Below are 16,636 nucleotides of genomic sequence, written 5' to 3' on the forward strand. Positions count from 1 at the left end.
AGAGCAGGGGACCGACGGTCAACATGATCTCCTGCGCCGGCGGGGCCCTCGGCACGCTCGGCACGTCCGGCTCGCCCCACCTACGAAGGCGCTGATTCCAGAACCTCCTGCGGGCCGCCGGGAGACTTTCTCTCCGCGGACTCCTGGTATTTGTCTCAGGTCTTTCTCGTATGCCGCGGTACGTACGGCGGTCCCGGCGGCCGGAACAGCGGGTTTGCATTCTCCTGACGCTTTCCTCACCTGTTTCTTCCCGGTGTGCAGTTGCATGAGGAAATATCACGCAGGCATGAAGAGGCGCGTCTTGAAATTCTTTCGCCGGACGAACAGGCTCATTAGCAGCTTCTGTTGAACCGTCTTGAGCTGCATGTGATCCAGCATTTGCGGGCCACTGATGCCGTCGATGCTCCAACCCTTTGAAGGAACCCCTGAGATGGCCGAGGAGAGGTATATGGACGCTGCAGTGATTGTCGTGGGCGCGGGTCCTGCCGGGATGATGCTCGCCGGTGAACTGCGGCTCGCGGGAGTCGACGTCGTCGTCCTGGAGCGGCTCACGGAGCGCACCGGAGAGTCGCGGGGGTTGGGATTCACCGCGCGCACCATGGAGGTCTTCGACCAGCGGGGGATGCTCTCCCGGTTCGGCGAGATCGAGACCAGCACCCAGGGGCACTTCGGCGGCCTGCCCATCGACTTCGGTGTCCTGGAAGGCGCCCTGCAGGCGGCCAAGACCGTGCCGCAGTCCGTCACCGAGACGCATCTCGAGGAGTGGGCCACCAGCCTGGGGGCCGACATCCGGCGAGGCCACGAGGTCCTCTCCCTGACGGACGAGGGCGACGGCGTCGAGGTCGAGGTCCGCGGCCCCGCGGGCACCCACACGCTGCGCGCCGCCTACCTGGTGGGCTGCGACGGCGGGCGCAGCGCGGTGCGCAAGGCGGCCGGGTTCGACTTTCCCGGCACCGCCGCCACGATGGAGATGTTCCTCGCCGACATCAAGGGCGTCGACATCCGGCCCCGCATGATCGGTGAGACGCTTCCCGGCGGCATGGTCATGGCCGGCCCGCTGCCCGGCGACACCACCCGCATCATCGTCTGCGAGCGGGGCACCCCGCCGCAGCGCAGGGAGGTCCCGCCGTCCTTCGGGGAAGTCGCCGACGCGTGGAAGCGGCTGACCGGCGACGACATCTCGCACGCCGAGCCGGTGTGGGTCAGCTCCTTCGGCAACGCCACCCGTCAGGTCACCGAGTACCGCCGGGGACGCGTCATCCTGGCCGGTGACTCCGCGCACATCCACCTCCCGGCCGGTGGGCAGGGCATGAACACCAGCATCCAGGACGCGGTCAACCTGGGCTGGAAGCTCGCCGCCGTCGTGAACGGCTGGGCACCGCAGGGCCTTCTCGACACGTATCACAGCGAACGCCACGCGGTCGGCAAGCGCCTGCTGATGAACACCCAGGCCCAGGGGCTGCTCTTCCTCAGCGGCCCCGAGGTGCAGCCGCTGCGCGACGTGCTCACCGAACTCCTCGCCTACGAAGAGGTCGCCCAGCACCTGGCCGCCATGGTGAGCGGCCTGGAGATCACCTACGACGTCGGCGCCGGCACCCACCCGCTGCTCGGCAGGCGGATGCCGCACCTCGAACTGGCCGGTGACGCCCGCAGGACCAGCAGTACCGAACTCCTGCACTCCGCCCGCGGCCTGCTGCTCGACCTCGAGGACAACCCGCGCCTGCGGCGCAGGGCCGCGGGCTGGACCGACCGGGTGGACATCGTCACGGCCGAGCCGCACGCGGCCGGCCCGGCCGGCGGCCTCCAGGGGACCTCGGCCGTACTGGTCCGTCCCGACGGCTATGTCGCCTGGGCCGCACCGGGCAGTCACCACGACCTGCCGACGGCCCTGGAGACCTGGTTCGGAGAACCTCGCCCGGTCTGAGTCCCGTCCGGCCCCCTCGCACTCCCTCGTCGACCCACGGAAGAGAGAACAGATGCACAGCACCCTGATCGTGGCCCGGATGGACCTCGAGTCGAGCGCCGAAGTCGGCAAGCTCTTCGCGGAGTTCGACCGGAGCGAGATGCCGCACCGCATGGGCACGCGCCGCCGTCAGCTGTTCGCCTACAAGGGCCTGTACTTCCACCTTCAGGACTTCGACGCGGACAACGGCGGAGAACTGATCGAGGAGGCCAAGACGGACCCGAGGTTCATGCAGATCAGCCAGGACCTCAAGCCGTTCATCGGGGCGTACGACCCGGCGACCTGGCGTTCCCCGGCCGATGCGATGGCCACCCGCTTCTACGACTGGACGGCTTCCGCATGAGCCCGCAGCACGCCGACACGAGGGGAGGCGACCACTGATGGGACGCCGAGTAGTGATCACGGGGGTCGGAGTGCTGGCACCGGGCGGTATCGGTGCCAAGAACTTCTGGAGTCTGCTGAGCGAAGGCCGCACGGCGACCCGGGCGATCACCTTCTTCGACCCCTCCTCGTTCCGTTCCCGGGTGGCGGCCGAGATCGACTTCGACCCGCAGCTGCACGGGCTGTCTCCCCAGGAGATCCGTCGTATGGACCGCGCCGCCCAGTTCGGCGTGGTCACCGCCCGCGAGGCGCTCGCCGACAGCGGCCTGGACCTCGCCGGGTTCGACCCCCACCGCACCGGTGTCACCATCGGCAGCGCGGTCGGCGCGACCACCGGGCTCGACGACGAGTACCGGGTGGTGAGCGACGACGGCCGGCTCGACCTGGTCGACCACACCTATGCCCCGCAGCACCTGTACAACTACTTCGTACCCAGCTCGATCTCGGCCGAGGTGGCCTGGGCGGTCGGCGCCGAGGGGCCGGCCACCGTGGTCTCCACCGGCTGCACCTCCGGCATCGACTCGGTCGGCCACGCCGCCGAGCTGATCCGCGAGGGCACCGCCGACGTCATGATCACCGGCGCGACGGACGCCCCGATCTCCCCGATCACGATGGCGTGCTTCGACGCCATCAAGGCGACCACCCCGCGCAACGACGACCCCGAGCACGCCTCGCGGCCCTTCGACGGCACCCGCAACGGCTTCGTGCTCGGTGAGGGCTCCGCCGTGTTCGTCCTGGAGGAGCTGGACAGCGCGCGCAAGCGCGGTGCGCACATCTACGCCGAGATAGCCGGGTACGCCTCCCGCTGCAACGCCTTCCACATGACCGGGCTGCGCCCCGACGGCCGGGAGATGGCCGAGGCCATCAAGGTGGCGCTGGGCGAGGCGCGGATGAACCCCGAGTCTGTCGACTACATCAACGCACACGGCTCGGGCACCAAGCAGAACGACCGCCACGAGACCGCGGCGTTCAAGCTCAGCCTCGGCGAGCACGCCTACCGCACGCCGGTCAGCTCCATCAAGTCGATGGTGGGCCACTCGCTGGGCGCGATCGGATCGATCGAGATCGCCGCCTCCGTGCTCGCGATGGAGAACCAGGTGGTGCCGCCCACCGCCAACCTGCACACCCCCGACCCGGAGTGCGACCTGGACTACGTGCCGCTCACCGCACGCGAGCAGCGCACCGACGCGGTGCTCACGGTCGGCAGCGGATTCGGCGGGTTCCAGAGCGCGATGGTGCTGGCCCGTCCCGAGAGGAGCGCCGCATGAGCGCCAGGACAGTGATCACCGGCATCGGTGTCGTCACCCCCAACGGGCTCGGCGTCGACGGCTTCTGGGCCGCGACCCGGGTCGGCAAGAACGCCATCGGCCGCGTCACCCGCTTCGATCCGACGCCCTACCCGTCCCAGCTGGCCGGCGAGATCAGCGACTTCGTCGCCGAGGAGCTCCTGCCCAGCCGGCTGCTCCCGCAGACGGACCGGATGACCCGGCTCGCCCTGGTCGCCGCGGACTGCGCCTTCAAGGACGCGGGCATACAGCCCGGCGACATCCCCGAGTTCGACATGGGCGTCGTCACCGCCTCCACGGCCGGCGGCTTCGAGTTCGGCCAGAACGAGCTCAAGAAACTGTGGAGCCAGGGCAGCGAGTACGTCAGCGCCTACCAGTCCTTCGCCTGGTTCTACGCGGTCAACAGCGGCCAGATCTCCATCCGCAACGGTATGCGGGGCCCCAGCGGTGTGGTCGTCAGCGACCACGCGGGCGGCCTCGACGCGATCGCCCAGGCCCGCCGGCAGATCCGCAAGGGCAGCAAACTGATCTTCTCCGGCGGCTTCGACGCCCCGATCTGCACCTGGGGCTGGGTCGCGCAGATCGCCGGCGGCCGGCTGTCCACCAGCAGCGACCCCGACCGGGCCTACCTGCCCTTCGACGCGGCCGCCGACGGCTACGTGCCCGGCGAGGGCGGTGCGCTGATCACCCTGGAGGACGAGCAGACGGCCCGCGAGCGCGGCGCGCAGAACATCTACGGCGAGATCGCCGGATACGGCTCGACCTTCGACCCGGAACCGGGAACCGGCCGTGAGCCCGGACTGCGCCGCGCCATCGAAGTGGCGCTCGCGGACGCCGGCGTCGAGGCGGACCAGGTCGACGTGGTGTTCGCCGACGCCGCGGGCACCCCGCGGCTGGACCGCGAGGAGGCCGACGCCATCAGCGCCGTCTTCGGTCCTTCCGGGGTGGCGGTCACCGCGCCCAAGACGATGACCGGCCGGCTCTACTCCGGCGCCGCTCCGGTGGACGTGGTCTCCGCCGTGCTGGCCATCCGCGAGGGTCTGATCCCGCCCACCACCAACGTGGAGCTGTCGCCCGAGTACGCCATCGACCTGGTGACCGGGCAGTCCCGGCCCGCCCCGGTGCGCACCGCGCTGGTCCTCGCCCGCGGCTACGGCGGCTTCAACTCCGCCGTGGTCGTCCGGGCCGCCGACTGACCCCACGGCTTCGCCCACCGCCGTCCGCGTCCCCAGGGGCGGGGGCGGCGGGCACCCCCACTCCGCGGCCGGGCATCCGGCTGCGTACGACCGACGAAGGGACCCCATGTCCGAGCAGGAATTCACCATCGAGGCCCTCAAGCAGATCCTGCTGGAGAGCGCCGGGGCCGACGAGAACATCGACCTCGACGGCGACATCCTCGACACCGACTTCGAGGCGCTGGGCTACGAGTCGCTGGCCCTGCTGGAGACCGGTGGCCGGATCGAGCGCGAGTACGGCATCTCCCTGGACGACGACATCTTCACCGACCACCGCACCCCGCGTGCCCTGGTCGCGGCGGTCAACGCCTGCATCAAGGACGCCGTCACCGCCTGACAGCCCGCTCGCGGCCGCCGCGCAGCCCGCGGCGGCCGCTCCTGGACACGAGCACTCACCGGAGAAGAGAGACATGTCGCAGCAGGACCAGCCAGTAGCCCTCGTCACCGGCGCGACCAGCGGAATCGGGCTCGCCGTCGCGCGCCTCCTGGCCGCCCAGGGACACCGGGTGTTCATCGGCGCGCGCAACGCCGAGAACGTCGCCGCCACCATCAAGCAGCTTCAGGACGAAGGCCTTCAGGTCGACGGCACCACCCTGGACGTCCGCTCGTCCGCCGACGCCCGCGCCTTCGTGCAGGCCGCCGTCGAGCGCTTCGGCACCGTGGACGTACTGGTCAACAACGCCGGTCGCAGCGGCGGGGGAGTCACCGCCGACATCGACGACGAGCTGTGGCACGACGTCATCGACACCAACCTCAACAGCGTGTTCCGGCTGACCCGCGAGGTGCTCACCACCGGTGGGCTGCGCCACAAGAACCGCGGCCGGATCATCAACATCGCCTCCACCGCCGGCAAGCAGGGCGTCGTGCTCGGCGCCCCGTACTCGGCCTCCAAGCACGGCGTCGTCGGCTTCACCAAGGCGCTCGGCAACGAGCTGGCCCCCACCGGCATCACCGTCAACGCGGTCTGCCCCGGTTACGTCGAGACGCCGATGGCCCAGCGCGTCCGGCAGGGCTACGCGGCCGCGTACGACGCCTCCGAGGAGGCGATCCTCGAGAAGTTCCAGGCGAAGATCCCGCTGGGCCGCTACTCCACCCCCGAGGAGGTGGCCGGCCTCGTCGGCTACCTGGCCTCCGACACCGCGGCCTCCATCACCTCCCAGGCCCTCAACGTCTGCGGTGGACTCGGCAACTTCTGAGCCGGCCCCGAGAAGCGAACCCGAACCCGAGGAGTATGACCATGCCGCAGCCCGGCCTGCGCGAGGTGGAGCACGAGATCACGGTCTCGGCCCCGGCCACCGCCGTCTACCGGTTGATCGCCGAGGTGCAGAACTGGCCCAGGATCTTCCCGCCGACCATCCACGTCGACCACGTCGAGAAGAGCGGGCGCACCGAGCGCATCCGCATCTGGGCCACCGCCAACGGTGAGGCCAAGAACTGGACGTCGCACCGCACCCTCGATCCGGAACAGCTGCGGATCACCTTCCGCCAGGAGGTCTCCGCGCCCCCGGTCGCCTCGATGGGCGGCACCTGGGTCATCGAGCCGCTCTCCGGGTCCACCGCCCGGGTCCGGCTGCTGCACGACTACCGGGCCGTCGACGACGACCCGCAGAGCCTGCGGTGGATCGACGAGGCCGTCGACCGCAACTCCCGCTCCGAGCTCGCCGCGCTCAAGACGAACGTCGAACTGGCCCACGCGTCCGAGGAGCTGACCTTCTCCTTCGAGGACACGGTCCACGTCGCGGGCTCGGCCAAGGACGTCTACGACTTCATCAACGAGGCCCACCTGTGGTCCGAGCGGCTCCCGCACGTGGCCACCGTCCGGCTCGACGAGGACACCCCGGGCCTGCAGACGCTGGAGATGGACACCCGGGCCAAGGACGGCTCGGTGCACACCACCAAGTCCTACCGGGTGACCTTCCCGCACCAGAAGATCGCCTACAAGCAGGTCACCCTGCCGGCGCTGATGACCCTGCACACCGGTTACTGGACGTTCGCGGAGAGCGGCGCCGGGGTCGCCGCGTCCTCGCAGCACACCGTCACCATCAACACCGAGAACATCACCCGGATCCTGGGCGCCGACGCGACCGTCGCCGACGCTCGGGAGTACGTACGGACGGCCCTGAGCACCAACAGCCGCGCCACCTTGAACCACGCCAAGGACTACGCGGAAGCCAAGGCCTGATCATGGGGGAGGACCGCACCAGCACCCAGGTGATCGTGGTCGGCGCGGGCCCGGTCGGGCTCATGCTCGCCGGGGAGCTGCGGCTGGCCGGCGCGGACGTGGTGGTCCTCGAAAAGCTCACCGCGCCGACCACCGAGTCGCGGGCGTCCACCTTGCACGCCCGCACCATGGAGATCCTCGACAGCCGGGGCCTGCTGCGGCCGCTCGGCGAGGTGCCGAACGACCGCAGGGGCCACTTCGGGGGCATCCCGCTGGACCTCACGCTCCCCGGCCCCTACCCGGGCCAGTGGAAGGTCCTGCAGACCCGGATCGAGGAGCTGCTGGGCCAGTGGGCGCAGGACCTGGGCGCGGACGTCCGGCGCGGTCACGAGCTGACCGGGCTGACCGTGACCGAGGACTGTGCCGAGGCCCGGGTGCGCCTCCCGGACGGTACGACGGCGACCTTCCGGGCCCTGTGCGTCGTCGGCTGCGACGGCGAGGACAGCGCCGTGCGCCGCCTGGGAGGTTTCGGCTTCCCCGGCGGCGACGCCACCCGTGACATGCTGCGCGCCGACGTGGCCGGCATCGACGTCCCCAACCGCCGCTTCGAGCGGCTGGAGGGCGGACTCGCCGTCGCCGCCCGGCGTCCCGACGGTGTGACCCGGGTGATGGTGCACGAGTTCGGTGCCCGGCCGCGCGGCGCGCAGCCGGGCTTCGCGGAGGTCGCCGACACCTGGAAGCGCGTCACCGGGGAGGACATCAGCGCCGGAACCCCGCTGTGGGTGAACTCCTTCGGGGACGCCTCCCGGCAGGCCGACCGCTACCGCGACCACCGGCTCTTCCTGGCCGGTGACGCGGCGCACCAGCAGATGCCGATCGGCGGCCAGGCCCTCAACCTGGGCCTGCAGGACGCCGTCAACCTCGGCTGGAAGCTGGCCGCCCAGGTGCGGCAGCGCGGCCCCGACGGCCTGCTCGACAGCTACCACGGCGAGCGGCACGCCGTCGGGCGGCGGGTCCTGAACAACATCAGGGCGCAGGCGCTGCTGCTGCTCGGTTCCGCCGAGGTCGAGCCGGTCCGGCAGGTCTTCGCCGAGCTGGCCGCGGGCAGCGAGAACGTACGCGCGCACCTGGCCGGGATGATCTCCGGTCTCGACATCCGTTACGACGTGGGCCCCGGCCGGCACCCGCTGCTCGGCCGCCGCCTCCCGCACGCGGACATCACCACCGCCGAGTCCACCACCACCAGCACCGCCCTGCTGCGCAGCGGGCGCGGTGTGCTGCTCCTCCTGCCGGGCGGCGACGCCCGCCGAGAGGAGTTGCGCACCCTCGCCGCCCCCTGGGCGGACCTGGTGCACACGGTGACGGCCACTTCCGTGTCCGAGGGCCTCACGGCGCCGGACACCGGCGCTCTCCTGGTGCGGCCCGACGGCCATGTGGTGTGGGCCGACACCGACGGCACGGACCTTGCGACGGCCCTGAACCGCTGGTTCAAGGAGCCACCCCGAGCGACCGGGGCCCCGGCCGCAGCCCCGCTCACAGCGCCAGTCACAGCCCCAGTCACAGCACCGGCACCCGCGAAGAAGAATCGGAGAACACACATGAACAGGCTCACGGGCAAGACCGCGCTCGTCACAGGGTCGAGCCGCGGCATGGGCCGTGCGGCTGCCCTGCGGCTGGCACAGGAGGGCGCGCTCGTCGCCGTCCACTACACCGCCAACCGCGAGGCGGCCGACGACGTCGTCACGCTGATCGAGAAGGACGGCGGCCGGGCCTTCACCGTCCGCGCGGAGCTGGGCGTCCCCGGTGACGTCCACGAGCTGTTCCTGGGCCTGGAGAGCGGGCTGCGGGAGCGCACCGGGACCACCGGCCTCGACATCCTGGTCAACAACGCGGGCGTCATGGGCGGCGTCAAGCCCGAGGACACCACACCCGAGAAGTTCGACCAGCTCTTCGCGGTCAACGCCAAGGCGCCGTTCTTCCTCATCCAGCGGGCCCTGAAGAACATGCCCGACGGCGGACGCATCATCAACATCACCTCCGGCCTCACCCGTTTCGCGAACCCGGACGAGATCGCGTACGCGATGACCAAGGGTGCCGTCGACCAGCTCGCGCTGCACTTCGCCAAGTACCTCGGGCCGCGCAACATCACCATCAACAGCGTGGCGCCCGGCATCACCCGCAACGACAACCCCGTCTTCGGCATCCCCGAGGCGGTCGAGCAGATGGCACAGCTCTCCGCGTTCAACCGGATCGGCGAGCCGGAGGACGTCGCCGACGTCGTGGCCTTCCTCGCCACCGACGAGGCCCGCTGGATCACCGGCTCCTTCGTGGACGCCACCGGGGGCACGCTGCTCGGTTGAAACAGCCGGCACACCGAGGCGGCCGGCGGATCCCCGCCGGCCGGCCACCCCTTCCCCTTGCCAGTCACCCAGCCACTACGGCGGAACGGGACTATGACACCTCCGACGACGCCCCGGCCCCCGACCGTGCCGGACACGACGGCCGGGCAGTGGAGCCCGGCCCTGTGGGGCCTGCTGTTCGTGCTCGCGGGCAACATGCTCATCGACGCCCTCGAGGTGTCCGTGGCACTGGTGGCACTGCCCGCCGTCGGCGCCGACCTCGGCCTGCCCGTGGCGCAACTGCAGTGGGTGGTCAGCGGGTTCGCCGTCGGGTTCGGCGGGCTTCTGCTCTTCGGCGGGCGCGTGGTGACGCTGCTCGGACGCCGCCGCGTCTACCTCGCCGCGCTCCTCGTCTTCTCCGCCGCGTCGCTGGCGGGCGCCCTCGCGGACAGCGGACCGCTGCTGATCGCCACTCGCCTGGTGAAGGGCTTCTGCGCCGCGCTGACCGCGCCCACCGGACTCGCCATCATCACCTCGGTGTTCCCCGAGGGCCCCGCCCGCCGCAGGGCGGTGTCGGTCTACTCCCTCTTCGGCGCCAGCGGCTTCTCGGCGGGACTGCTGCTCTCGGGGCTGCTCACCGAGGTGAGCTGGCGCTGGACCTTCGCCTTCCCCGCCCCGGTCGCCCTGCTGCTGTTCGCCGCCGGGCTGTGGCTGGTCCCGCGCGACGCACCGCGCAAGGACACCACCGGGCGGTACGGCTTCGCGAGCGCGCTCGGCCTCACCGGCGCGACGCTGCTGCTGGTGTACGCGATCACCTCCGTGCCCGGCACCGGGTGGCAGCACCCGCGCACGGCCGGGGCGTTCGCCCTCGCGGCGCTGCTCGGCGTGGTGTACGTACGCGGCGAGCTGACGGCCCGGGAGCCGCTGCTGAACCTGGGGCTGCTCACCCACGGGCCGCTGCTGCGCTCCGCACTCGGTGCCGCGGCGTTCAACGGCTCGTACCTCGGACTGCTCCTCCTGAGCACCCTGCACCTGCAGCAACGCGCCGGGTGGAGCCCGCTGGAGACCGGGCTCGCCTTCCTGCCGGCCAGCGTCCCGCTCGCGCTCACCGCGCTGTACTCGGGCCGGGTCGTGGCCCGGTTCGGCCCGGCCCGGCTGATCGCGGCCGGTGCCGCCGCCGCACCCGTCGGCTACCTGCTCTACCCGCGCGGTGCCCCCGCCGAGGTGCGGTACCTCACCGACGTACTGCCCACCATGCTGCTCGTCGGCGCCGCGTTCGTGCTCGCCTTCACGGCGCTCCACCTCCAGGCCACCGGATCGGTCGCCGCCCAGCGGCAGGCGGCGGCGAGCGGGCTGTACCAGACGGCGGTGCAACTGGGCGCCGCGCTCATGGTCGGGCTGACCTCCGCGCTGTACACCGTGGGGTACGGCCCCGCCCTGGGGCTGCTCACGGCCGTCGGCCTGGCCGGCTTCCTCGTCGCGCTGCGCGGCCTGCGGTGAGCGGACACGCCGGCGTACCGGGCCCCGTTCCCCCGTGGCCCGTCTCCCCGGACCGGCTCGACCTGTGGCTGGTGCCCGGCCCCCGGGAGAGCGGAGCGGCAGCGTCCGGCCTCCCGGTACCCGACTTCTCGGGACCCGGCTTCTCGGAACTCGACGACACCGAGCGGCGCCGGGCAGAGTCCTTCGTCCGTCCGGCCCAGGCGCTGCTCTACGCGACCGCCCACGTCGCACTGCGCCGGCTGCTGGGCCGCTACACGGGCATCGCGCCCCAGGACGTACGGTTCGTCCGCGAGCCCTGTCCCGGCTGCGGCGGGGCGCACGGCCGCCCGGCCCTGGCCCGGGCTTCGCCGCCCCTGCACTTCTCCCTCTCCCACAGCGCCGGTCTGGCCCTCGTCGGCGTTGCGGCCGTCCCCGTCGGCGTGGACGTGGAGCGGCTGCCCCGCGAGGAGACCGTCGAGGTCTGCACCCCGTCGCTGCACCCGCGGGAGCGCGCCGAGCTGGCGCGGATTCCCCCCGGGGAGAGGAGCGGGCCGTTCGGCCGGCTCTGGACCCGTAAGGAGGCCTACCTCAAAGGCATCGGAACAGGTCTGAGCCGCTCTCCGGCCCACGACTACCTCGGTGCCGACCGGGGCGGGCACCCGCCCGGCTGGGCCGTGTTCGACGTCGCCTGCCCCCCTACGCACGCCGCAGCGGCCGCCGTCCGGGGGCCGGCTCCACGGACGGTCGAGATCCGTCGGCTGGAGCCGGCCGACGGCGCCTTCGCCGCGGCCACCACCTACCCACGGAAGGTGCACACCTCATGTCCGGAGTAGAAGAGACGATCCTGTCCCGGATCGGCAGACTGACCGACATCAAGGAATCGGCACGGCGCGGCCCCGATTCGGCGGCCACCGAACGCCAGCACGCCAAGGGGAAACTGACCGCCCACGAGCGCATCGCCCTGCTCCTGGACAAGGGATCCTTCAACGAGGTCGAAGCCCTGCGCAGGCACCGGGCGAGCGGCTTCGGCCTGGAGCACAAGAAGCCGTACGGCGACGGTGTCATCACCGGCTGGGGCACCGTCCACGGCCGTACGGTCTTCGTCTACGCCCATGACTTCCGGGTCTTCGGCGGCGCGCTCGGCGAGGCGCACGCTCAGAAGATCCACAAGATCATGGACCTGGCCGAGGCCGCCGGCGCACCGGTGGTCAGCCTCAACGACGGGGCGGGCGCCCGGATCCAGGAGGGCGTCACCGCGCTGGCCGGGTACGGCGGCATCTTCCAGCGCAACACCCGCGCCTCCGGGGTCATCCCGCAGATCTCGGTGATGCTCGGCCCCTGCGCGGGCGGCGCCGCCTACAGCCCGGCGCTCACCGACTTCGTGTTCATGGTCCGTGAGACCTCGCAGATGTTCATCACCGGACCCGACGTCGTCAAAGCCGTCACCGGTGAGGAGATCAGCCAGAACGGCCTCGGCGGCGCCGACGTCCACGCCGGCGTCTCGGGCGTCTCCCACTTCGCGTACGACGACGAGGAGCACTGCATCGAGGACGTGCGGTACCTGCTGTCGCTGCTGCCCTCCAACAACCGCGAGCTGGCGCCCGTCGAACGCTGCGCCGACCCGGCCGACCGGCTCAACGAGGCCCTGCTCGACCTGGTCCCGGCCGGATCGGGGCAGGCGTACGACATCCGCAAGGTCGTCGAGGAGATCGCCGACGACGGCGAGTACTTCGAGGTGCACCCGGCCTGGGCGACCAACATCGTCTGCGCGTTCACCCGCCTCGACGGCCATGTCGTCGGCGTCGTCGCCAACCAGCCCGCTTCCATGGCGGGTGTGCTGGACATCGAAGCCTCCGAGAAGGGTGCCCGTTTCGTCCAGTTCTGCGATGCCTTCAACATCCCGCTGGTCACCCTGGTCGACGTGCCCGGCTTCCTGCCCGGCGTGGACCAGGAGCACAACGGCATCATCCGGCGCGGCGCCAAGCTGCTGTACGCGTACTGCAACGCCACCGTGCCGCGTATCTCGCTGGTGCTGCGCAAGGCGTACGGCGGCGCCTACATCGTCATGGACTCCCGCTCGATAGGCGCCGACCTGGCGCTGGCCTGGCCCACCAACGAGATCGCGGTGATGGGTGCGGAGGGCGCGGCCAACGTGGTCTTCCGGCGCGAGATCAACGCGGCCGACGACCCGCAGGCCGTACGCGAGCAGCGGATCGCGGAGTACAAGGACGAGCTGATGCACCCCTACTACGCGGCCGAACGCGGCCTGATCGACGACGTCATCGACCCGCGCCAGACCCGGTCGGTCCTGATCCGCTCGCTCGCCATGCTGCGCGCCAAGCACGCGGACCTGCCCTCGCGCAAGCACGGCAACCCCCCGCAGTGACCCTCCCTCCTCCCGCGGACCGGAGCTTCGGCCGTGTCCTCCTCGCCCGCGCGGCCGTCCGCCGGGGGCGAGGAGGTGCTGGACGCCCACTCCGCGCGGCCCGTGCCGGCCGGCGTCCGTAGTGCCCGGCTGAATTTGACGCAAGCGTGACAGAGTCGCGGATACATCTGATACGGAAATCCTTGAACAGCTCTCCGTGACCGAAGAAGCTGGTTGCACAGGCGAAGAAACGCCATCGGACGTGAAAGGCATTGAATATGGCGGACGGTGCTCCGGCGCAGTCTTACAGCACGGGATCGCTGACCCGGAATCAATTCTCGCAGCTCGACCAGATGCAGCTGTTCGAGAGGAAATACGATCCGGTGACCCGGGCCGTCGTCGAGGCACTTCCCGTGAGCCGCGACTGGCAGTGCCTCGAACTGGGTGCCGGAGCCGGGTCGATGTCCTACTGGCTGGCGGAACGGGTTACCGAGGGCGGCGTGCTCGCTGTCGACATCGACACGAGCCGGCTGGACACCGGCCGCGCCACGAACCTGACGATCCACCAGGCGGACATAGTCACCGAGGAGTTCCAGGAAGGCGCCTACGACCTCGTCCTCGCGCGGGCCGTACTGGAACACCTGAAGGACCCCGACGAGTTGCTGGCCCGTGCGACGCGCTGGCTGGCCCCCGGCGGCTGGCTGGTGGTGGAGGACTTCTACTACCTGCCCGCCGAGCACGCCGCGACCGCCGTGGGACGCACTCTGGTCGGCGGGTACGTGCGGCGCATGCAGGAGCAGGGGGCCGACATGGGGTGGGCGCGGCACCTGCCCGCCGCGCTGGCCCGGGCCGGACTGGTGTCGCCCCAGGTGCGGCTCACGCCCGCGGGCCCCGGCCAGTCCGCGGCCGACGACGAACTGATCGGCCTGCGGCTCAGGCAGGAGGGTCATGCGCTGGTGGACGGCGGCATGGTCACCGCGGACGAACTCGCGGACTTCATGGGTCTGCTGGGGCGTCCGGAGGGGCGGGACATGACGACGCTCATGGTCTCGGCGTGGGCGCAGCGCCCGGCCGGCTGAGCTGCCGCGTCTCCGGTGTCACATCCGTTTCCACGAGGGAGTCATCATGACTGCACGCAACGTTGTCCTGGTCACCGCGGCCACCGGGAATGTCGGGCCGCACGCGGTGGCCCACCTGCTCGACGCCGGTGCCAGGGTCCGCGCCCTGGTCCTTCGGGACGATCCGAACATCGGCCGTCTGCCGCAGGGCGTCGAGATCTGCTACGGCGACCTCGCCGAACCGGACAGCCTCGACGAAGCCCTGGAAGGCGTTGACGGCGTCTTCCTCATGTGGCCCTTCTTCGCGCTTCCGGTCGACACCGCGCCCGCGGTCCTGAAGAAGATCGAGGCGAAAGCACGGCGCGTCGCCTTCGTCTCGTCCGTCGGCGTGCACATCGGCCTCGAACCGGTGGACAACAACTGCCACGCCTACATCGAGCAACTGCTCGAGCGGACCACCCTCGAGTGGACGTTCCTGCGGACCACCGGCTTCCACTGCAACGCCCTGGGGTTCGCCCCCCAGATCCGTACCGGCGACGTGGTGCGGTACCCGTACGGCGAGGCCACCCGCACCTCCGTGGACGAGAGCGACCTCGCCGCCGTCGGAGCCAAGGCGCTCACCAGCGACGGGCACGCCCGGAAGAAGTACCTGGTCTCCGGCCCCGAAGAGCTCTCCCAGGCGGAGCAGGTCCGCATCATCGGCGAGGTGATCGGGCGCGAACTGTCCTGGCAGGACGTCGAGCACGGGGCCGCCCGGCAGGCGATGGTGGACAGCGGCTGGCCGCCCTCGTACGCGGACGGGGCGCTCGACTACTTCGCGACGCTCACCAAGGAGCCGGAGGTCGGCTCGAACGTCGTGGAAGAGGTGACCGGCACGCCGGCCCGGAACTTCCGTTCATGGGCCTCTGAGCGGGCCGACGCCTTCCGCTGAGCGACAGCGACCGAGCGGCACCAGTCCCATGGACACCACGTACGGAGTTCCGACATGACAGACATTCCCGCGCCCGAGGCCGGCTTCGTCACCTTTGACGTCCTGGCGGCCGAACGGCCCGAGACGGCCGACGAGCTGGTCGACGCCATCACCGCCGAGTCCATGGCGCGGACGCGCCACAGCCCGGGTTTCATCTCTTCCCGCGTCCACGTGAGCACGGACCGGCGGACGGTGGTGCACCGCGGTCAGTGGCGCGGCGCGGCGGACCACCGGGCCGCGCTCGCGGGCGGCCGCACCCCCGACGTGCTGACGGCGCTGTCGAACAGGCCGGACGTACGGGCGGTGACGGCTTTCCGGGGGGCTCCGGCCCCCGGCATCGACGGTCCCCGGCTCGGCGCGCGACCGGAGTACGTGGCCGTCGCCACCCGGCACCTGCACGGCCGCGAGTCCTTCGACACCCTGATGGGCCTGTTGGCCCGCAGCGGTGAATGGAAGCGCCGCCACCGCGGGTTCATCTCGACCACGCCGCACATCAGCCCTGACGGCAGGACATTCGTCAACTACGTGATGTGGGCCGACGAGAGCTCGTATCACGCGTGGATGGCCGACCCGAGGATCTCCGAGGGGCAGGAGGAGATCGCACGCCTCGAAGAGGCGCCGCCCGCATACGTACTGTGCACCGTGGCCGCCGACATCGAGGCGGCCTGAAACCGCGCCGGACGACGGGACAACCCCCCCCGGGGTGATCCGTCGCACCGGAGCCCGGTTTCCAGACCGTTGTGAACTGAAGGGCCACCAGCAGTGACCGCTGTCAAGAGCACATCCCTGCGGGTCGAGATCGCCCTCGATCTCACCTGCGTCCACTCCTACATCGGATTCACCCGCTTCGAGCGGGTCGCCGGCCGCCACCGTGCGGCGGGCGGGGAACTCGATGTGGTGTTCCTCCCCTTCCAGGTCTCTCCCGACGCGCCACCGGAGGGAATGCCGCTGTCCGAGGTGCACCTCGGTTTCTTCGGCAGCGCGGAGCGGGCCGCCCAGGCGACCGCGAGCATGGCGGCCGTCGGCGCCAAGGACGGCCTGGAGCTGGACTTCGCGCGCGCCGTGCATGTGAACACCTTCGAGGCCCACCGCCTCCTGGCCGCCGCGGCGGACCAGGGGCTGGGGGAGCCGATGGCCGAGCGCCTGTTCCGGGCCTATCTGACCGAGGGGCTGAACATCGGCGACCGCGCCACACTCGACCGGCTCGCCGCCGAGACCGGTGTCCGGCCGGCCCCCGGCGGGGCCGAGGAGCTGCGGGCCGAACTGACCCGGGTGCGGTCCCTCGGTATCCGCTCCGTGCCGGTGTTCCGCTTCGACGGCGGGGCTCTGGTGGCCGGTGCGCAGTCCGAGGAGACCTTCCGGAACGTACTGGCGGCCGCCACCGCGGCCGACCGCTGAA

The 16,636-nt window shown here is 71.1% G+C and carries 15 protein-coding genes; all 15 read left to right on the forward strand.

From position 1 onward, the window contains the following. Positions 1-448 precede the first annotated feature (448 nt). The 15 genes from ACWD0Y_RS27805 (at position 449) to ACWD0Y_RS27875 (ending at position 16,635) form a co-directional block, all read left to right on the forward strand. Positions 449-1,924, forward strand: a complete 1,476-nt coding sequence (locus ACWD0Y_RS27805; RefSeq protein WP_450263067.1) for an FAD-dependent monooxygenase — start codon at positions 449-451, stop codon at positions 1,922-1,924. Between the two features lie 52 nt (positions 1,925-1,976). Continuing rightward, on the forward strand, positions 1,977-2,306 hold the full coding sequence (locus ACWD0Y_RS27810; RefSeq protein ID WP_450263068.1) for a TcmI family type II polyketide cyclase: 330 nt from the start codon (positions 1,977-1,979) through the stop codon (positions 2,304-2,306). A gap of 34 nt (positions 2,307-2,340) precedes the next feature. Next, positions 2,341-3,612 (forward strand): beta-ketoacyl-[acyl-carrier-protein] synthase family protein, encoded by a 1,272-nt coding sequence (locus ACWD0Y_RS27815; RefSeq protein WP_450263097.1) that lies wholly within the window; start codon positions 2,341-2,343, stop codon positions 3,610-3,612. Beyond that, positions 3,609-4,826: a ketosynthase chain-length factor gene (locus tag ACWD0Y_RS27820; RefSeq protein WP_450263069.1), complete on the forward strand. Its 1,218-nt coding sequence runs from the start codon at positions 3,609-3,611 to the stop codon at positions 4,824-4,826. Before ACWD0Y_RS27815 ends, ACWD0Y_RS27820 begins: the two co-directional genes overlap by 4 nt. 106 nt (positions 4,827-4,932) lie before the next feature. Next, on the forward strand, positions 4,933-5,202 hold the full coding sequence (locus ACWD0Y_RS27825) for an acyl carrier protein (protein ID WP_450263070.1): 270 nt from the start codon (positions 4,933-4,935) through the stop codon (positions 5,200-5,202). A gap of 73 nt (positions 5,203-5,275) precedes the next feature. After that, positions 5,276-6,061, forward strand: coding sequence for a 3-oxoacyl-ACP reductase FabG (gene fabG, locus ACWD0Y_RS27830; protein WP_093798136.1), 786 nt, complete (start codon positions 5,276-5,278; stop codon positions 6,059-6,061). A 41-nt stretch (positions 6,062-6,102) separates the two neighbouring features. Further along, positions 6,103-7,047 carry an aromatase/cyclase gene (locus tag ACWD0Y_RS27835; RefSeq protein WP_093798134.1) on the forward strand — a complete coding sequence of 315 codons (945 nt, stop codon included), beginning with the start codon at positions 6,103-6,105 and terminating at the stop codon, positions 7,045-7,047. 2 nt (positions 7,048-7,049) lie between these two features. Then, positions 7,050-9,386: an SDR family oxidoreductase gene (locus tag ACWD0Y_RS27840; RefSeq protein ID WP_450263071.1), complete on the forward strand. Its 2,337-nt coding sequence runs from the start codon at positions 7,050-7,052 to the stop codon at positions 9,384-9,386. A 93-nt stretch (positions 9,387-9,479) separates the two neighbouring features. Then, a complete protein-coding gene (locus tag ACWD0Y_RS27845) occupies positions 9,480-10,865 on the forward strand; it encodes an MFS transporter (RefSeq protein WP_450263072.1) in 1,386 nt (461 codons plus the stop codon). Next, on the forward strand, positions 10,862-11,677 hold the full coding sequence (locus ACWD0Y_RS27850; protein ID WP_450263073.1) for a 4'-phosphopantetheinyl transferase family protein: 816 nt from the start codon (positions 10,862-10,864) through the stop codon (positions 11,675-11,677). The genes ACWD0Y_RS27845 and ACWD0Y_RS27850 overlap by 4 nt, the downstream gene beginning before the upstream one ends. Further along, the gene (locus ACWD0Y_RS27855; RefSeq protein ID WP_450263074.1) at positions 11,665-13,230 is read left to right on the forward strand and encodes an acyl-CoA carboxylase subunit beta; all 1,566 of its coding nucleotides are present in this window, start codon (positions 11,665-11,667) and stop codon (positions 13,228-13,230) included. The genes ACWD0Y_RS27850 and ACWD0Y_RS27855 overlap by 13 nt, the downstream gene beginning before the upstream one ends. A 332-nt stretch (positions 13,231-13,562) precedes the next feature. Beyond that, a complete protein-coding gene (locus ACWD0Y_RS27860) occupies positions 13,563-14,288 on the forward strand; it encodes a class I SAM-dependent methyltransferase (RefSeq protein WP_450263075.1) in 726 nt (241 codons plus the stop codon). Between the two features lie 46 nt (positions 14,289-14,334). Next, entirely contained in the window at positions 14,335-15,198 is an 864-nt protein-coding gene (locus ACWD0Y_RS27865; protein ID WP_450263076.1) for an NAD(P)H-binding protein, read from the forward strand. A 54-nt stretch (positions 15,199-15,252) separates the two neighbouring features. Continuing rightward, positions 15,253-15,906 (forward strand): hypothetical protein, encoded by a 654-nt coding sequence (locus ACWD0Y_RS27870; RefSeq protein WP_450263077.1) that lies wholly within the window; start codon positions 15,253-15,255, stop codon positions 15,904-15,906. A gap of 93 nt (positions 15,907-15,999) precedes the next feature. Continuing rightward, the gene (locus tag ACWD0Y_RS27875) at positions 16,000-16,635 is read left to right on the forward strand and encodes a DsbA family oxidoreductase (protein ID WP_450263078.1); all 636 of its coding nucleotides are present in this window, start codon (positions 16,000-16,002) and stop codon (positions 16,633-16,635) included. The last annotated feature ends 1 nt before the right edge of the window (position 16,636 follow it).

This window comes from Streptomyces altiplanensis (assembly GCF_053591575.1).

Bases quoted from the DNA above. Each gene is read 5' to 3' on its own strand.
- ACWD0Y_RS27845 (WP_450263072.1), top strand. From the start codon at position 9,480: ATGACACCTCCGACGACGCCCCGGCCCCCGACCGTGCCGGACACGACG.
- ACWD0Y_RS27865 (WP_450263076.1), top strand. From the start codon at position 14,335: ATGACTGCACGCAACGTTGTCCTGGTCACCGCGGCCACCGGGAATGTC.
- ACWD0Y_RS27810 (WP_450263068.1), top strand. From the start codon at position 1,977: ATGCACAGCACCCTGATCGTGGCCCGGATGGACCTCGAGTCGAGCGCC.
- ACWD0Y_RS27805 (WP_450263067.1), top strand. From the start codon at position 449: ATGGACGCTGCAGTGATTGTCGTGGGCGCGGGTCCTGCCGGGATGATG.
- ACWD0Y_RS27870 (WP_450263077.1), top strand. From the start codon at position 15,253: ATGACAGACATTCCCGCGCCCGAGGCCGGCTTCGTCACCTTTGACGTC.
- fabG (WP_093798136.1), top strand. From the start codon at position 5,276: ATGTCGCAGCAGGACCAGCCAGTAGCCCTCGTCACCGGCGCGACCAGC.
- ACWD0Y_RS27825 (WP_450263070.1), top strand. From the start codon at position 4,933: ATGTCCGAGCAGGAATTCACCATCGAGGCCCTCAAGCAGATCCTGCTG.
- ACWD0Y_RS27820 (WP_450263069.1), top strand. From the start codon at position 3,609: ATGAGCGCCAGGACAGTGATCACCGGCATCGGTGTCGTCACCCCCAAC.
- ACWD0Y_RS27855 (WP_450263074.1), top strand. From the start codon at position 11,665: ATGTCCGGAGTAGAAGAGACGATCCTGTCCCGGATCGGCAGACTGACC.
- ACWD0Y_RS27860 (WP_450263075.1), top strand. From the start codon at position 13,563: ATGCAGCTGTTCGAGAGGAAATACGATCCGGTGACCCGGGCCGTCGTC.
- ACWD0Y_RS27835 (WP_093798134.1), top strand. From the start codon at position 6,103: ATGCCGCAGCCCGGCCTGCGCGAGGTGGAGCACGAGATCACGGTCTCG.
- ACWD0Y_RS27840 (WP_450263071.1), top strand. From the start codon at position 7,050: ATGGGGGAGGACCGCACCAGCACCCAGGTGATCGTGGTCGGCGCGGGC.